This window comes from Alteromonas sp. IB21, from assembly GCF_016405965.1.
Taxonomy (GTDB): Bacteria; Pseudomonadota; Gammaproteobacteria; order Enterobacterales; family Alteromonadaceae; genus Alteromonas.
This window is the reverse complement of sequence record NZ_JAEFCD010000010.1, coordinates 84,224-100,176: the sequence shown is the minus strand read 5'-3', so window position 1 is coordinate 100,176 and position 15,953 is coordinate 84,224. Positions and strand designations below refer to the sequence as shown.

Sequence of the window (15,953 nt, the reverse complement as noted above, 5' to 3'; positions counted from 1 at the left end):
ATGCCATCAAGAACGCAAACTGCCCCTGTGCTTTTCAGAGGCGGTCTAAACCTTGGCGCGTCCGTGTTAGAAATGGAGCCAGGGGAAGCGATACAGCTATTTAACTACGAAGTGAATACGCTGGCACGCTATCAGCGCATTTTAGGCTATGAGCGCTTTGACGGAAGGCCAGCGCCTAGCCAAGTATTAGCGAAAGACTTACCAGGGCATCCGTTTAGTGATGATGTTACTGAGTTTGATGCGGTGCAGGCTGAGAAGGCCACGCGGCGAAGCGCTATTGATATTGTGCCAGGTAGTGGCCCTATTCGCGGTGTCGTGCAATACAAAGACACTGTGTATGCGTTTCGTGATAATGCGGCGGGTACCGAATGCGTTATGTATAAGTCCAGCAATACAGGCTGGCAAGTCGTCACAACGCCTACATTAAACCCTGGCGGCAGATACGAATTTGCGATTGCGAACTTCGCTGCGGGTACAGACACCATTTATCTGTATGGCGTAGATGGTAAAAACGATTTATTTGAATTTACCGGTACCACGTTTACACAGTTAGCAGGCCCCTTTGCAGGGAAATACCCCACACACATTGAAGTGCTTTCTTCTCAAATTATGGTGAATAGCTATGAAGGCGGTACGTTTGTCACTTCAAAAGTGGGCACACCAGGCGGCACAAACAACTGGAATGCGGAAATTGGTTGCGGCGATGAAATCACGGCGCTGGATTTACAGGCTAATAATTCTATGGCTGTGTTTTGTCGTAATCGTACATATGTGCTGTATGGCACTTCGATTGATGATTTTCAGCTACAAGATTTGTCGAAAACTACCGGTGCAGTCGAGTGGTCGGCGCAAACCATAGGCGATTCCATTTACCTCGATGACAGAGGTATGACGCGCCTTAACCGTGTTCAAGAGTTTGGTAACTTCGACATGGCTACCATGAGCCAGAAAGTTGAGCCGTTCTTAAATCAATACGCTCGCCGTGTTACAGCTTCTTTTGCGATAAAAGAAAAGAACCAAGTACGTTGGTGTTTCGATGATGGTACGGGGCTTATTTGTACTTTCTTCGGGCGTGAAGTGGCAGGTTTCTCAACGTTTGATTTTGGCAAGGTTATTCGCTGTGCCTATTCGGGCGAGGATGAAAACGGCAAAGAAGTTTTATTCTTTGGCTCTGATGATGGCTTTGTCTATCAGATGGAGCGAGGATTTAGCTTTGATGGCAACCCTATCGGTTATGTATTGCGCCCCGCTTTTGCGCACTTTGGCGCACCGGACATTAAAAAGCGCTGGCGTAAAGTCGTCATAGAAGCCGACACCGTAGGCACGGCAAGTGTAACGTGCATCCCTGATTTTGATTACTCTGAACCTGATGTGCCTTATCACCGCCCTAAAGACATTACCATAACTGGTGGCGGCGGGTATTGGGATGAGGCCACATGGGATGAATCCCGTTGGTCTGCCGCATCCGTGTTCACCTCTGATTTTTACATTGATGGCGTTTCTCGCAATGTCTCAATGGTCTTTTCTGGCAGTGCCGCCACTGAGCCGCCGCACATTGTCAATTCCATGATAGTTCACTTCACACCAAGAGGGCGCAGGCGCTAATGGCAAACCCCTACTTTACCAGACCGGCATCGGTCACATCGGGCACGGTTATTCGTTCCGACAAATATAACAGCGATTTAGATACGCAAGAAAGCGCATTTAACGCACTTCACGATAGACTTCAGCACGCGGTATTTCTGCCTGAAACTTTCAGCGGCAATCCGAATATACCAGAGCAAACCGTTAACGATACGTTTATTTACATCGACACTTCGGGCGATATTGCGCTCTATCCGATTGCAACCATCTTAGAGCAATTTGAATTAGTCGAGCAGCGGTACAACCAAATTGAAGCATGGCGAGCGCAAGTGGCTGAAGATGCGCTAGAAGCACAAGAATCTGCCACGCTATCACAGCGCTATGCCAATGAAGCGGATAATGTTGAAGTTGAAAACGGCTTTTACTCTGCAAAGCATTGGGCGAATCACGCTGAAGCGCAAATCCCATTAGTGGAAGCCGCAGGGCAAGCTAAGGTAGACGCGGCACAAGTTAAGGTTGATGAAGCGCAAACAAAGGTAGCGCTGGCGCAAAATTACGCTAACGCTGCAAAGAATGTGCAGGTTGAAACAGGCTTTTACTCAGCCAAGCATTACTCAATTATCGCGCAAGAGCAGCTTGCTATCGTGCAAGCAGCAGGACAAGAGAAAGTCGATGATGCTGCAACGCAAGTCAGCCTTGCCACAACACAGGCAGGCAACGCCACAACGCAGGCAAATAACGCAAGCGCGTCAGCCACAAAAGCCGACAACTTTGCAAACTACGCACACAACCAATTCGTGCCTAACAGCGGGGGCAAATACTCTTCCTACCATTGGGCAAAAGAGGCAGAGGCTTACGCACAACAAACTCTTGATACGGTCAATGGTGATTTTGTACCCAGCACACGCACCGTCAACGGCAAGGCGCTATCATCCAACATCATTATTGGTACGGGCGATATTCAAGGGTTATCCACCGTTGCAACCAGCGGAAGCTATACCGATTTATTAAACAAGCCTACGGCGGCTGATGTGGGCGCGGCAGCGGCAAGTCATGGGCACGGCGATTACGTTGTTAAAAGCAGTAATGCAACACTAAACTCATTAACAACGCTTGGGGGGGTGGTATTTAACGGCAAGGCAACTATTAAAGATGATGGTACAGACAGCCTTTTAATCATGCCTCAGACTTTGAATGAGTACGTAGGCATAACATTTGCCGACAGCGCAGGCACGACACGCTGGCTTTTTTATACCGCCAACAACTCAAGTGGTGACTTGTCGCTCCAAGGTAGAGATGATTTGGGCGATTACCAGCACACCACTTTTACCATATCAAGAGCAACGGGTGATGTGTATTTTAAGCGAGATGTAGTTTTTGAGAAGCCCGTAACAATTCAAGGTGGCACACCTCACACAACCGCTAACCTACCTAACCCAGTACAAACCACCGATTTAGCTACCGTTGCGGCAAGTGGCAGTTACAACGATTTAAGTAACAAGCCTAATGCGGCAAGTTTAGGCGCAGTACCCACAACCAGAACAGTAAATGGCAAAGCGCTTTCGACCAATATCACACTAAACGCCAGTGATGTAGGGGCGTTATCTAGCTCAACGACACTATCAACACTAGGCGGTGTGCCAACCTCGCGGCAGGTGAATGGCAAAGCCTTAACAGGCAATATCACATTAACATCCAGTGACGTTGGCGCATTGCCCAGCTCGCAAAAAGGGCAAGTAGTTACACGAGTATCGGGCAGCTTTACCGCTACGCGCCTAGCAGGTGTCACCGAGTATGTCACCACGTCAACGGGTAATACAACCTGCACCATCAACGACAGTGCCTTTGCCGCAGATGAAAAGCTAATCATCCATAAACAAGTGAAGAGCGGTCAACTTAACCTTGTTGCAGGACAAACTATGTATATGCCTAACGGCTCAGGCGAATCATCCCATCACATACCCGCAGGTGTAGCGTGCACCGTTGAACTGGTGTTTACGGGCGGTCACAGTCTTTTGAGGATTTATAACTAATGGCAGATTTATCGCAATTTTTAAGCAGTGGCGGGAAGCGGTATCGCACCGCTGACATTCAAGCCACTACCACCACAGTAGGTAGTACGTATAACGCCACATTTACGCCAGCATCTAATGAGTTTGTCACGCTGATTGCTGATAGTTATGGCACAACCGCTGGGCAATTAACTGTTACGAGTGGCGGCAGAACCGTAATTGATAATATCCAGCCAGCAAGGCTTGAAGTTGTGGGTGGGGTTGGTGAAGCAATTTCAATCAGTAAGGCGATAGGAACAGGTAATGCTAATGGAAATATTGGGTTTAGCATTTACTTTTACGAGGAAGACGCATAATGACTACAACTACTTTTACTTATCGCAATGAAGAGTGGGTTGAAGCAGAGCCACAAGAAGGTGAGCGCTATAAAATCGTGACCGACAAGGGCGATAAAGGCCAGCGCATCATTGAAGGCGTTAAAAGCACTCCCGTAGAAGATAAGCGTATTACTCCTAAATCATTTCTCAACCGCTTCACTACCGCTGAATATGTGGCGATTGATTTAGCCTCTATTGATAATCCACAAGGCACACAGCAATCAAGAGAACAAGCCGCCATGCTTAGGCTGTTTCTCGCTAAAGTCAACTCAGCACGGTTCATAGACCTAGATGATGATGAGGCCATTGATGGTATTAATTCGCTCGTGCAATTTGAGCTACTCACTTCAGTAAGAGCATTTGAAATTCTTAATGATGAAGTGAAAGAGAAAGAGGGAATTTAAGATGGCGATACGCATCTTTAAATCCGTAGGCGGCATAGCGTTGAGGGGTGACTTTTTCACCTACTTAAAGCGAGTGCTAGGTTTATTAATTTTATAGGGGCTTGTAATGGCGTCAGTATTTCAAACATACTTTTCAGAATATCCAGATGGCACGTTACTAAAAGACGTTGCCGGCTGGACCGTTTATGGTCAATTCTCTGCTAACGTAAATGCGGCCAGGATAACAGGCGCGCAACTTGTCCTAGACGCCACTGACGGTACAGTGATGAGCTACAATACTAGCTCAACGTCCATGTATTCAGAAGTTCGGATGAAGTATCAGTTTGCAGGAACTAATAGAGATGGCGGACCCGCAGTAAGGACAGAGTCCAGCCTGGACTGGGTATCAATAAGACTGGGTGGTGCGTCATCTGTTAGCATCCTATCAAGTAATAACGGAAGTAGGGCTATACTGGCAACTTACAGCGTACCTGTCGTTATAGGTGATATTGTTCGACTTGAAGTTGACGGAGAAAATAACACAGTAGAACTTTTCGTTAACGGGGTGAGCGCAGGTTCACCAGTAGATATTTCATCTGTTTCAGACAACACCAGCACTAACGCTGGCATGTATGGTAAAACATCGGACCCATTCATTGACGACCTTGATTTGGGTACAACAGCAAGCGACCTAATTACACTTGCTAATGAACCGTCTAGAAAAGTCTACGCAACGTTTGGACCTACCTATAACTACACAATCAGCGGAACTTACGAGGGTGTAACTACGCCAACAGTCATCGAGTATCGCGTAGAGGAGTTTGTGAGCGGCACTGTTGTTACTGATTGGACTACATTAGATGCAGCTCCAACAGGCGGCACATTCTCAGGTGCAGTTGATATCCCGCGCGGCCCTTACTACAAGATTCTTGTTAGGTACTCAAACGCCACAAACATTCAATCATCCTCTTTACGTATCGGGTTTGGTTTAGTTATAGAGCTTGCGGGACAGAGTAACACAGACAATATTTGGAATAGTACGCTTACAGCCACGCCAATAGACGACGTGGTTAAGTTTAACGGTTCTGAGTATCAGCAGCCAACAGATAGAGGCTGTATTTATGCAGGGCTTAACGCTATATCTCAGTCGTTAGGATGCGTTGTGGCTGCGTATGAAACAGCAGTTGGCGCAACGGCAATTGAACAGCATTTAATCGGAGGCGATAACTACGCCAATAGACAAGCGGCATTGATAGCAGCAGGAGGGAAGCTTAATGGTTTTTGGTGGGGACAGGGGGAGTCCAATACTGGCACTACTCAAGCAACCTATGAAACGCGCCTTAGTGAATTAAGGGCTGATATATTATCTCGCACAGGGCAGACAAGTGATACGCTGCCTATGTTTATCGTGCAACTTGGTAGAAACGTTGGTGGGTCTGGTAGTGAATCAGGATGGGATGGCGTTAGATCTGCGCAAACCAAGTACGCAAATGAAACTAGCGATGTTTATATATCACATCAGTCTATGGACTTGCCTATGGATGACGGGTTACACCGTACAAGCCAAGGCTATGTAACTGAGGTGCTTAGATTCTCTGATTCATTCCTAGCAGCGTTTAATGGCGCAGGGAATAGCGGACGCGGGCCAATCCCAACATCAGCGACGTATAGTGGTAGCGATGTAACTATCACGCATAATCTGAATGGTAGTACAGGGTTAACAGTTCCGGCGCTTGCTACAAGTCTATACGAGTTAACTAACGATGATTTCTCAACTACGACTAACCCGACAAGCATTTCATACGTAGCGCCCGATAAGATTGTGTTAACTTTCGCGTCAATTCCTACTGGAACAGTTAAGCTACGGAGCCACCAAGGGCAAGACTTAGATGAAACTACATTTCCTACGGGTGATGAGTTGCATAATTCGCAAGCCGTAATGGTTGAGCCTATCACGATTGAAACTACTGTTACTGAGGGCGTACCACCTGTAACTGTTGATATTACTTTAGATATTGGCGCACCTGATGGGACGTATAAAACATACCTGATGGACGTTGACGACAATGAAGTATTTAGCGGCAACGTTGCATACTCAGGTGGCTCTGCGACTATAACAGGACTGTCAGTAGCGGCTGGTACACTTCTTCGAGGTTATGTTGATAGTGGTAATACACTTGAGAGTGAGGGTTGCGGAATAAAAGGGGTGACTGTTTAATGACTTTTAATCAGTGGGGTACTTTCAACCAGTGGGTATCTGCTGAGCCTGCCGGAGACACCGCAAAGCCTGTTATCATATTACTTGGTGATGCCAGCGTCACAATCACAGAAGGTGATACATACACTGATGCAGGTGCAACCGCGAGCGATAACGTAGATGGCGATATATCGGGCAACATTGTTGTTGCAGGCTTGGTTGATACGTCAACGCCAGCTACGTATATCATCACCTACAATGTGTCAGACAGTGCAGGCAATCAGGCTGATGAGGTAGTAAGAACGGTTATCGTTGAAGCGGCATCAACAGATGCGCCTATATCGCTTGCTTCACCGGTAACAGATAGAAATGCGTATATTGATAGTGCGTTTAGCTACGACTTGACCGCGTTTTTTGATGGCACATTTACACCATTTACATACGTACTTACCGGCACGCTACCCGATGGATTAACCTTTAATGCGTCTACGGGCGTGATAAGTGGTACCGCAACCACCGAAGAAATAGAAACATTAACCATTACTGCAACAGATGCAAATTCTAATGAAGTATCAGATGCGTTTGTAATAACCACAAAAACCCTTATACCCTCAGTTAATATTGGCGCTACTGGCTTAATTCGCCCAACGCTACGTGAAACACTACGTTCTTAAAGGAAGTATAAAATGCGAGAATTACAACACAACGAAACCTTTTCAGGTAGCAATGAAACACGCAGTATTGCGCTAGTGGCAGCAGGGGCAACGCTAGAATTGCAACTGGATTGTGATGGTACATTTGTCACTATGGGTACTTACGCGGAAAATAAAGCCATCGATGTTGATTTAAAAAGCGGCATGACATGGCGTGTATCAATGTCAGACAGTGGCGCTTCAGCAAAGGCGTTTATCAGTAACAAACGCTAATTGCAATTACCGAGCTTTGCTGTAAAATTAACCATGATGCGGTTCTAGCATCTTCATTTTCTTTCCCCGATAGAGACTTTCAATTATGCAATTGCCCAACTTGCAGGCGAATAAGGCTGCGAGCAGCACAGTCGCGCCTAAAAAACAACAATCTATTCGCCCACAAAGCGGGGGATTGATGAAAGCCACCATGACCAAGCAGCTCATGCCCGATGATGGCAGTAAGATAAAGCCCACTTCATCGACTCCTAAAGCGCAAAATATGATGCGCACTACGATGATGACACCGCCCACTCAATCAACTTCAGCGCAACCTAACCGCTACACGCCACAGACAATGGATGTGACTAGTAATATGCGCGTTGAAGACAGGGTAAATGGCTTATTAAGCCAAGATAACCCGCTAATGCAAAAGGCGGTAGAACAGGCTAACCGCTATTCTGCTTCACGGGGCTTGCAATCAAGCTCTATCGCTAATGAGAATGCGTTAAACGCCATGTTTAATACAGCGTTGCCTATTGCGCAGCAAGATGCCAACACGTACAGCACCGTAGCGCAGACAAACAATCAAAACGCACAAGCGGTAGGGATGCAAGATAATGCCGCGCTTAATCAATTGTACTTAAATAAAGACAGTCAGCAATTCACCGCTGGCGAAAGTGCCGCAGATAGAGCGTTACAAGAAAGGCTTCAAGGTAATCAGTTTGATTTTGAGTCAGGGCAATCTAGCGCAGACCGAGCGCTACAAAAAGAATTGCAAGAGTCGCAACAAAATTTCCAATCGGGCGAGAACAGCCAAAACCGCTCGTTTGAAAAAGAAATGCAAGAGCTTCAGTATAAAAATCAGTTAGGTATTTTATCCGCTGAAGAAGCGATTAGAATGCGTGAGCTTGAATCTCAACAATCCTTTCAAGGCCAGCAGAACACCGCAGATAGAACACTACAAGAAAGGCTTCAAGAGTCGCAACAAAGCTTTCAGTCTAGTGAAAATCAAGCAGACAGAAGCTTCCAGCAAGGTATGCAAGACTCGCAACAGCAGTTTCAAGCCGGTGAAAATGCCGCCGACAGAACACAGCAGCGTGAGCTTGAAAATCTGCGTGCGCAAAATGAAGCAGGATTACTGGACCAGCAAGGTCAGCAGCGCCTTCAAGAGCTTGAAGTGCAGCAACAGTTTCAGTCTGGTGAAAATGCCGCAGATAGAAGCTTTCAGGTTGAACTTGAAGAGTTACGCGCTAATAACGAAATGGGCTTATTGGATGCCCAGGGTGAGCAGCGCCTAGCGGAACTAGAAAAGCAGCAACAATTCCAGTCAGGTGAAAGCCAAGCCGACAGAGACTTTCAAGCCAACCAGTCGCAAGCGGATAGAGAGCTTACTACACAGCTTGAACAGTTGCGTTATGAAAACTCATTAGGCTTACTGGATGCTGAAGGTGAACAGCGATTACAAGAACTTGAAAAGCAACAGCAATTCCAGTCGAATGAGAATCAAGCAGATCGAAGTTTCCAACAGGAAATGTCAGAACTGCAATATCAACAGCAACTTGGCATTTTAACCCAAGAGGGGCAGCAGCGATTAACTGAGCTTGAATCACAACAGACCTTCCAGGCTGGACAAAATCAAGAAGATAGGGCGTTTACCCAAGAGCTTGAGGCGCTACGAAATGATTTCGCTATGGGGCAACTTGATGCTCAGGGTCAGCAAAGAATGCAAGAGCTTGAAGCGCAGCAAGGCTTCCAGTCAGGCGAAAATGCCGCTGACCGCTCATTCCAGCAAGAACTTGAACAGTTACGCTATGAAAACTCATTAGGCACATTAAATGCGCAGGGCGAGCAGCGGATGCGTGAACTCGAAGCGCAAAATCAAAACCAACGCGGCTTAATGGAGCTTGAACAAGATTTTCAATCTAGCGAGAATGCGGCCAACCGCGACTTCCAAATGGAAATGGAGCAGTATAAAACGGCCTCACAGCTTGAAGTTAATATGGCGCTTCAAAACGATATGCAATCGTTTAACAAAGAGCTTGAAGAAATCCGCAACGCCAACCAAATGGGTATGCTAGATGCGGAAGGCCAACAGCGAATGCGAGAGCTTGAGCAGCAAAATCAAAATGCGCTCACGCAAATGGACAGGTCTGCCACAATTCAGTCAGAGCGCGATAACCTCTTACAGTCATTCCAAGGCGACAATATGCAAATGGAAATGGCAAACCGCTTGACTGAGATTGAAGCGCAAACCAAAGCCAACATGGAAATCCAGGCCTCACAAAACGACTTCGCACAAAAGATGGAATACTCCAACGCGGTATCTAATGCCGTTAATCAGGGGATTGCATCATTGGGTGAAGCCTTTATGAACCCTGAAATTGACCCTAGCCAATACAGCAATATACAGCGCCAAATTCAAAACATGGTGCAGCAAAACATCAGTACCTATGCCGATATTTATGGCATTGGGGGAGCCACTAACACTAGCGAGCCTTATGGCGGCAATGATAATAGCGCAGGCGGCAACACCACTATTCCAGGCGGTAGCACAGGTGGCGGCACCACTAACGGCGGCACGACAGGGCGCAACACTAACGGCGGCACCATTCCTTCACCTGGCACGACAACGCGGCAGCAAAGCGTGGCTGGCGGCTTAATGGGTAGTGCTGAAAATGGCCGCTTCAATACCGACTTGCCACCAACGGCGGTACGATAATGGGCGTAAGACTCGCAACACCTGAAGATATCACGCAGGCCATAGAAGTGGGCAAGCGCATTCTTGCTCGCTCTGTCTATGGTGCCGATGTATTTGATTTACAGGCGCGTAAAGTCATGCTTCGCGCTATCAATGACAAGTCAATGGCGTTATGGGTAGCAGAACACAAAGGCAAGATTGTCGGCTTTTTCATGGCAATCAAAGAGCAGCACTGGTTTAGCAAAAAGAAATACGCCGGTGATATGTGTTTTGTGATGGACGAGCAGCACGGCAATTACGCAGCGCCCATTATTCGCCGTTTCATCAAGTGGGCCAAGTCAGATGAAAAAGTGGTTGATATCCAATTGGGTATCACATCAGGGCTAGATAACGATGGCCGCGTAGGTCGCATGTATCAGAATTTAGGATTTACACACGTAGGCGGTGTTTACGCCTATTTGGAGAAAGAGAATGTCTAAGGTTGTTAAAGGTGTAAAGAAGGTTTTTAAAGGTGTTGGCAAAGCCGTAAAGGGCGTTGTTAAAGGCGTAGCCAAAGGTGTGCGTAAAGTCGTTAAATCAAAGGTATTTAAAGTTGCGTTAGCGGGTGCCGCTATCTACTTCGGTGGTGCGGGCATCTCCTCAATGATGAATGGTGGTTCATTTATGACGGGGGTGGGTAGTGCCGCCGGTAGTTTATCCTCGGCAGGCTCTAGTCTGATGGCGGGTAATTTTGGCACAGCCGCAAGCACAGTGGGTAACGCATGGGGCACAGCAGGTGCAGCGGGTGCAGCACAGGCAGGCGGCACAATTCAAGCTGGCTTTGCTGCGGGTAGCGGGTTTGCAAGCTCAGGTGGTACAGCAGGCATCACAGCAAGCAAGGCAACCACAGCCGCCGTCAATGGTATTAATACAACCGCGAGCGGTGTCAATTCAGCAGTTGCAAATGCGGGTAAACTCACGACTAATCAATTTGGCGGCACGGCAGCGACCAATTTCTCAAGCAGTGTTGGGGGAACTCAAGGCGCATCTATGGGGGCAAACGTAGCAAGCAGTGCAACGCCTTCGCTGGGCGGCACCTCGATGGCACAAGCAGGCTCAACATTTGGCCCAACCACATCCCAAACATTTAGCACACTTCAATCTGGCGGCAATTTAACCGCAGGCATTCAAGTTCCCGCCGCTGGTTCGGGAGCAGGGTCGGCTAATCCTGGCTTAATGTCAAAAGCCTGGAATGGCCTAGGTGAAATGGGTAAAGGAGCCGTAGTTAGCACCGCAATGCAAACCGGCGCCGGTTACTTCCAGCAAAAAGCCGATGAAGAAGAGCAAGAAGAAGAATTAGCACGCAGACGCTACAACATGGGCAATAAGCAATACTCGCCTTATCAGTTCAACGTAAATTCAGCATTTAGTTAATAGGTGGCCTTATGGACTTATCAAAAATAGAAAATGAAATTGGAACCGAAGAGGCCACTGATGAAGAACAGGCAGAATATGAACAAGCCTATGACGTAGCATTGCGCTCATTGCATGGCGGTGAAGTGGCTAAGAATACAGTTGCGCGAGTGTTAAACGCAGAAACCCCACAAGAGGGTGTGGCTAATGCGGTATTTGTGCTGATACGCCGCACCGAAGAGCAGTTAAAAGGCTTATCCGATGCGGTGAAAATTCAAATCGGCGAAGACCTGGTTGAAGAAGTGTTGAGCCTAATGACTGAATCAGGCCGCATGAGTGAAGGCGAAGTGACTGATGAATTTATCAGTGAAGTCGTGAACACCATTTACCAAAAGTATGTCGAAGATGCAGAGCAGCGCGGCACACTTGATACTGATGTTATTGAACAAGACGTTAGCGAAGGCGCAAAAGCCGTAGGACTCGACAAGCCACAAGGTTATGCCGCCATGTCTAATCAAGAAGCACAAACGCGGGGGTTAATGCAAAATGTCTAAATCAGCACTCTTTGCAGGGTTAGGCCAAGGCTTAATGGCAGCCGGTCAAAATATCGGTGAAGCCTACCGCATGAAAGCCATTGAAGAATTGCGACAAGAAAACCTTCAGCAGAATTGGGCGCGTGAAGATAAGATTCGTGAACTCGATATTGCGAGAGAAGATAAGCTCCGCACCGAAAAATACGCAAGAGAAGATGCGAATAAAGTCACCAGTACCCTTATTGAAAAGAGGGATGATGGCAGTAAATTCAAGATTGGCAAAAATGCCGCAGGTGAGCAAGTCACAAGTGAGCAGATGGAAGTTAAGCCGAAGGTTGTGCAGACTCGCATCAAAACCACCGAAACCGGTGAAAAGTTTATTGAGAGTTATGACCAAAATGGCAATCTTGTTTCTTCTGAACAGAAAGATACCTCTCAAAACCAAAAACAAACATCAACGCATCAAGACCTCGTCAATATGGGCAAGGTGCCTGGAACGCCAGAGTATCAAGAGGCTTATGAGGTACTATCTGGACTAGCTCCCAACGCAGCAGAAAAGGAGCGTCTTAGCAAGATGGCAGCGCAAAAGGCGCAAGATGAAACGAATGATCAAACGCTGGCAATGCTGATGGGAGATAAGAACGGTGATGGGACGTTATCACGCAGCGCCCCAATTGATGGTGCGGCTGGATGGTTTGATGATACCATCTGGACGCCAATTCAAAGCTTATGGAATGGTGATGGATACATCGATAACAAAACCCTTACTCGGGTAGCATCGAAACTAAAATCTGAAGCTCTCGCAGCTGCTAGCGGGAACCCTTCAGATAAAGATTTGGAAATGTATGCCGGTTCAATCCCAACTCCAGATGATAGTGAAGAGGTTTGGAAAGAGTGGTACCGCAATGAGTACCTTCCAAGACGGCAGAAACTTGTAAGCCACAACTCAAGTTTAGGTGCCACTCAAACGCAGGGGACGCAAGACGATAGCTCTCCCCGCATAGGTCGCTTTAAAGTGGTGGGGGTTAACTAGATGGCAGTTTATACCATTCAAGATCCAAACTCAGGCCGCACAGTAAGCCTTGAAGGTGATAGCCCACCAAACGAGCAAGAACTAGAGCAAATATTCTCGCAGTTAGGCAGTTCAAGTCAGCCAGAGCAAAGAAACTTGCCACAAGAGACTATGAGCACCTTTGAGCGTGGCGCTGCTGGGTTAGGTCGATTTATGACTGAGGTTGGTCAAGGTGCTAAGCAGATAGGAATGGAAGCGGGTGAGGCTGTCGGCATTGTTGACGAAGGTAGTGCGGACGCTTACCAGCAAAAAATAGCCGAAGAAAAGGCGCTATGGGATAAATACAGTGAAGGAGATACAGCAGCAAGGACGGGTGAGGTTGCAGGGGCTGTTGGCGCCGCTTTCCTACCAATGGGGGCTGCAACAAAAGGGGCTGGCCTACTAAAGAGCACCATGCAAGCTGGAGGTGTTGGAGCTATTGAGGCTGGTCTTCAGCCTGTCTATGAAGGTGATAACTTCATTAAAGAGAAAGGCGAGCAAGCTGCGGTTGGCGCTGCGTTTGGGGCTGGCGCTAATGCTGGACTTGATGCGCTAGGTAGAGTGGTTGAAAACGTGCTCCCCAGCAATGTGATAACAAGAGGCGTTAACATTGCGGCCAACAAGGCCGATGATGAATTTGTCAAACAGGGAAGGGACATTATAGAAAGAACGGGAATCGAGTTAACGCCAGGAGCTCAAACCGGATCTAAGTCTCTTACCTTTCTAGAAAACAGAGCAAGGCAGTCTTTTTTCTCAGCAGAAAAAGCATTTAAAGCGGATGAAAAAATAGGTAGGCAGGCTGTCGAGCATATTGAAGATCTAGCCACGCGCATGAAAGGCGAGGCTATAGATGCAGAAGGCATGGGTAATGCTTTACGTAACTCGATTAAAAAGTCTGTTGATGACATTCTTGATAGTCGCGACAAAATGGCCCAAAAGAACTACGGGATGATTCGAGAAGCTTTACCTAATGGCAACTTCAACACAAGCAATGTTGTAGAAGAAGCCAAGCGAATATTAGACGAATATGAGGGTGTCTCAGGCTCAGAAGCACTTAAAGTTCGCAGAGAAATGAAGCGCGTAGTTAAAGATTTACAGGGCAAAAAGGTAAAAACAAAAGACTTTGACCCTATAATGAACACCCCCGCCGAGTTTAAGTCGAACAACATTGACTTATCGACAGCGCTGAAAAATAGAAGCTACTTTAGTCGAGTTTCGAAAGGGGCTGCTAACTTGTTCAAAGATATTCAGTCAGCAGAGCAAAGGCGAATTGGGGCAAGGCTGACGCAAGCCATAGAGCGAGACTTTGATGATTTAGCAGAAACAGCCGGTAGTGACGTTGGCGCTTTACTCAAAGAGGCTAATCAAAGCTATCGACAGCACATGCAGAGCATTGATTACATCGAAAAAACCGCCATTGGTAAAATGCTGGGGGAAGATACAGTTGCGCCGTTATTCGGCGCTAGTGGAAACTCAATTGCGCCAGAAAAAGTAGCGCAGAAGTTTTTATCATTAAAGCCATCTGAAATGAAATCAATAGTAGGTGTATTAGAAAAGCACTCGCCTGAAACTGTCAAAGCCGCCAAATCATTTATGCTTACAAATGCGCTTAGCGCGGCTAAGAATTTTGCGCCATCGCATGGTGCAAAAACACTACACTTGTCTGGGCCAACCTTTATCAAGGAGTTACGAGGCACGAATGGGCGAAATGCAGAAGAAGGAATGAAGAGGATAGCGTCACTTTTCGATAAAACAGAGGTGGAAGAAATAAAGCTCACTATCGAAGCGTTGGAGCGATGGGGAGATAAGTTTGGATATAATTTCTCTGGCACAGCAGCAGCAAATGAATTTGTAAAAGCCTCTAGTGGTGGAATTGTTGGGGGGTTAAACACATTGGTACATGGCCTTGGAGCAAGAAAGGTTGCTGAAGCGATGGCAAATCCCACTGTCAGGAAAAACGCTATTGCATTAAACAGGCTGCCGCCACAAAGCGCTAGAGCGAGGCAGTACCTGTCAATGCTAGCACCATTCTTTGCTGATGAAGCAATGGAAGATGAAAAGCAAGATCAAAACTCAATTTAGAATCCAAACTCGATATAGTCACAGTCTTTTTCTATCGTCTTTTGGCCAGACCAGCTGTAGGTCATAGTTTCATTGATTGATTGGAGCTTTGCGCACATTTCTGAGCTTGTGTTTGTGTAGTGCCTAACTTGATTAAATGTCCATAAAGGCCTGTCACTACTTTCCCTCTCTATTGAAAGGATAAGCACGGCGCCGCACTTTCCGATTGGTTTATTGGTGCTAACCCATTTATTCTCACTGATTTGATCAAACAGATAGGAGCCAGTGTCGATGTTATTAACCTTGCATGTGCGGAGCTTAGCCTCATGCATGTTTGCATAAACACTGACCAATTCTTGTTTGCTTGAAGCTCTACAACTACCCGAAATTACCTCTTTTTGCAAATCAGTGACTTGTAGATTATCGAAATCGGATTGACACAAATCGCCGAACTCATTCTTCTTGAACTGTTCTATGCTGATCCCTTGCATCTTTTCATCAAGTTCCAGCTGGAGGATTTTTCTAAATTGTTCACTGGTGTATTCGGGCTTGTTCTTCATAACAGAAGTTTGGTTGAAATGACATTGAATTTTCTGATCAGAATATTCATCGCAAACCATAGAGAGGGCAGAGCTTTGGCCTGAACTGCTCGGTAAATTGTTAAAATGCGGTAATGCGCAGTACGCCGACCCCGAGAACCAAAGCGTGGAAACCAGTACATACTTCATAAAATCGCCCTTAATCAAAAATTCTAAAT

Annotated in this window: 14 protein-coding genes; 13 read left to right on the top strand and 1 reads right to left on the bottom strand. The window is 46.8% G+C overall.

What is annotated here, in order from left to right:
• The 13 genes from JC525_RS08935 to JC525_RS08875 all read left to right on the top strand — a co-directional run bounded on the left by JC525_RS08935 (position 1) and on the right by JC525_RS08875 (position 15,217).
• Positions 1-1,605, top strand: coding sequence for a hypothetical protein (locus JC525_RS08935; RefSeq protein WP_198815517.1), 1,605 nt, complete (start codon positions 1-3; stop codon positions 1,603-1,605).
• Positions 1,605-3,617 carry a hypothetical protein gene (locus tag JC525_RS08930; protein WP_198815516.1) on the top strand — a complete coding sequence of 671 codons (2,013 nt, stop codon included), beginning with the start codon at positions 1,605-1,607 and terminating at the stop codon, positions 3,615-3,617. Before JC525_RS08935 ends, JC525_RS08930 begins: the two co-directional genes overlap by 1 nt.
• Positions 3,617-3,952: a hypothetical protein gene (locus JC525_RS08925; protein ID WP_198815515.1), complete on the top strand. Its 336-nt coding sequence runs from the start codon at positions 3,617-3,619 to the stop codon at positions 3,950-3,952. Before JC525_RS08930 ends, JC525_RS08925 begins: the two co-directional genes overlap by 1 nt.
• Positions 3,952-4,377 (top strand): hypothetical protein, encoded by a 426-nt coding sequence (locus JC525_RS08920; protein WP_198815514.1) that lies wholly within the window; start codon positions 3,952-3,954, stop codon positions 4,375-4,377. The genes JC525_RS08925 and JC525_RS08920 overlap by 1 nt, the downstream gene beginning before the upstream one ends.
• Positions 4,378-4,483: 106 nt before the next feature.
• A complete protein-coding gene (locus JC525_RS08915) occupies positions 4,484-6,574 on the top strand; it encodes a sialate O-acetylesterase (protein ID WP_198815513.1) in 2,091 nt (696 codons plus the stop codon).
• Positions 6,574-7,227 (top strand): immunoglobulin-like domain-containing protein, encoded by a 654-nt coding sequence (locus JC525_RS08910; protein WP_198815512.1) that lies wholly within the window; start codon positions 6,574-6,576, stop codon positions 7,225-7,227. Before JC525_RS08915 ends, JC525_RS08910 begins: the two co-directional genes overlap by 1 nt.
• 12 nt (positions 7,228-7,239) lie before the next feature.
• Positions 7,240-7,479, top strand: coding sequence for a hypothetical protein (locus JC525_RS08905; protein WP_198815511.1), 240 nt, complete (start codon positions 7,240-7,242; stop codon positions 7,477-7,479).
• 85 nt (positions 7,480-7,564) lie between these two features.
• Positions 7,565-10,180 (top strand): hypothetical protein, encoded by a 2,616-nt coding sequence (locus JC525_RS08900; RefSeq protein ID WP_198815510.1) that lies wholly within the window; start codon positions 7,565-7,567, stop codon positions 10,178-10,180.
• Positions 10,180-10,638 (top strand): GNAT family N-acetyltransferase, encoded by a 459-nt coding sequence (locus JC525_RS08895; RefSeq protein WP_198815509.1) that lies wholly within the window; start codon positions 10,180-10,182, stop codon positions 10,636-10,638. The genes JC525_RS08900 and JC525_RS08895 overlap by 1 nt, the downstream gene beginning before the upstream one ends.
• Positions 10,631-11,572: a hypothetical protein gene (locus JC525_RS08890; protein WP_198815508.1), complete on the top strand. Its 942-nt coding sequence runs from the start codon at positions 10,631-10,633 to the stop codon at positions 11,570-11,572. The genes JC525_RS08895 and JC525_RS08890 overlap by 8 nt, the downstream gene beginning before the upstream one ends.
• Positions 11,573-11,583: 11 nt before the next feature.
• Entirely contained in the window at positions 11,584-12,105 is a 522-nt protein-coding gene (locus tag JC525_RS08885) for a hypothetical protein (protein ID WP_198815507.1), read from the top strand.
• Positions 12,098-13,117, top strand: a complete 1,020-nt coding sequence (locus JC525_RS08880) for a hypothetical protein (RefSeq protein WP_198815506.1) — start codon at positions 12,098-12,100, stop codon at positions 13,115-13,117. The genes JC525_RS08885 and JC525_RS08880 overlap by 8 nt, the downstream gene beginning before the upstream one ends.
• The gene (locus JC525_RS08875) at positions 13,118-15,217 is read left to right on the top strand and encodes a hypothetical protein (RefSeq protein ID WP_198815505.1); all 2,100 of its coding nucleotides are present in this window, start codon (positions 13,118-13,120) and stop codon (positions 15,215-15,217) included.
• On the opposite strand, the gene JC525_RS08870 is transcribed toward JC525_RS08875, so the two are convergent.
• A complete protein-coding gene (locus JC525_RS08870) occupies positions 15,214-15,924 on the bottom strand; it encodes a hypothetical protein (RefSeq protein ID WP_198815504.1) in 711 nt (236 codons plus the stop codon). The genes JC525_RS08875 and JC525_RS08870 overlap by 4 nt on opposite strands.
• Positions 15,925-15,953: the final 29 nt, after the last annotated feature.

Excerpts from the sequence above, each read along its gene's own strand:
- JC525_RS08915 (WP_198815513.1), top strand. The coding sequence starts at position 4,484 with ATGGCGTCAGTATTTCAAACATACTTTTCAGAATATCCAGATGGCACG.
- JC525_RS08910 (WP_198815512.1), top strand. The coding sequence starts at position 6,574 with ATGACTTTTAATCAGTGGGGTACTTTCAACCAGTGGGTATCTGCTGAG.
- JC525_RS08895 (WP_198815509.1), top strand. The coding sequence starts at position 10,180 with ATGGGCGTAAGACTCGCAACACCTGAAGATATCACGCAGGCCATAGAA.
- JC525_RS08875 (WP_198815505.1), top strand. The coding sequence starts at position 13,118 with ATGGCAGTTTATACCATTCAAGATCCAAACTCAGGCCGCACAGTAAGC.
- JC525_RS08920 (WP_198815514.1), top strand. The coding sequence starts at position 3,952 with ATGACTACAACTACTTTTACTTATCGCAATGAAGAGTGGGTTGAAGCA.
- JC525_RS08870 (WP_198815504.1), bottom strand. The coding sequence starts at position 15,924 with ATGAAGTATGTACTGGTTTCCACGCTTTGGTTCTCGGGGTCGGCGTAC.
- JC525_RS08925 (WP_198815515.1), top strand. The coding sequence starts at position 3,617 with ATGGCAGATTTATCGCAATTTTTAAGCAGTGGCGGGAAGCGGTATCGC.
- JC525_RS08905 (WP_198815511.1), top strand. The coding sequence starts at position 7,240 with ATGCGAGAATTACAACACAACGAAACCTTTTCAGGTAGCAATGAAACA.
- JC525_RS08930 (WP_198815516.1), top strand. The coding sequence starts at position 1,605 with ATGGCAAACCCCTACTTTACCAGACCGGCATCGGTCACATCGGGCACG.
- JC525_RS08900 (WP_198815510.1), top strand. The coding sequence starts at position 7,565 with ATGCAATTGCCCAACTTGCAGGCGAATAAGGCTGCGAGCAGCACAGTC.
- JC525_RS08935 (WP_198815517.1), top strand. The coding sequence starts at position 1 with ATGCCATCAAGAACGCAAACTGCCCCTGTGCTTTTCAGAGGCGGTCTA.
- JC525_RS08885 (WP_198815507.1), top strand. The coding sequence starts at position 11,584 with ATGGACTTATCAAAAATAGAAAATGAAATTGGAACCGAAGAGGCCACT.
- JC525_RS08880 (WP_198815506.1), top strand. The coding sequence starts at position 12,098 with ATGTCTAAATCAGCACTCTTTGCAGGGTTAGGCCAAGGCTTAATGGCA.
- JC525_RS08890 (WP_198815508.1), top strand. The coding sequence starts at position 10,631 with ATGTCTAAGGTTGTTAAAGGTGTAAAGAAGGTTTTTAAAGGTGTTGGC.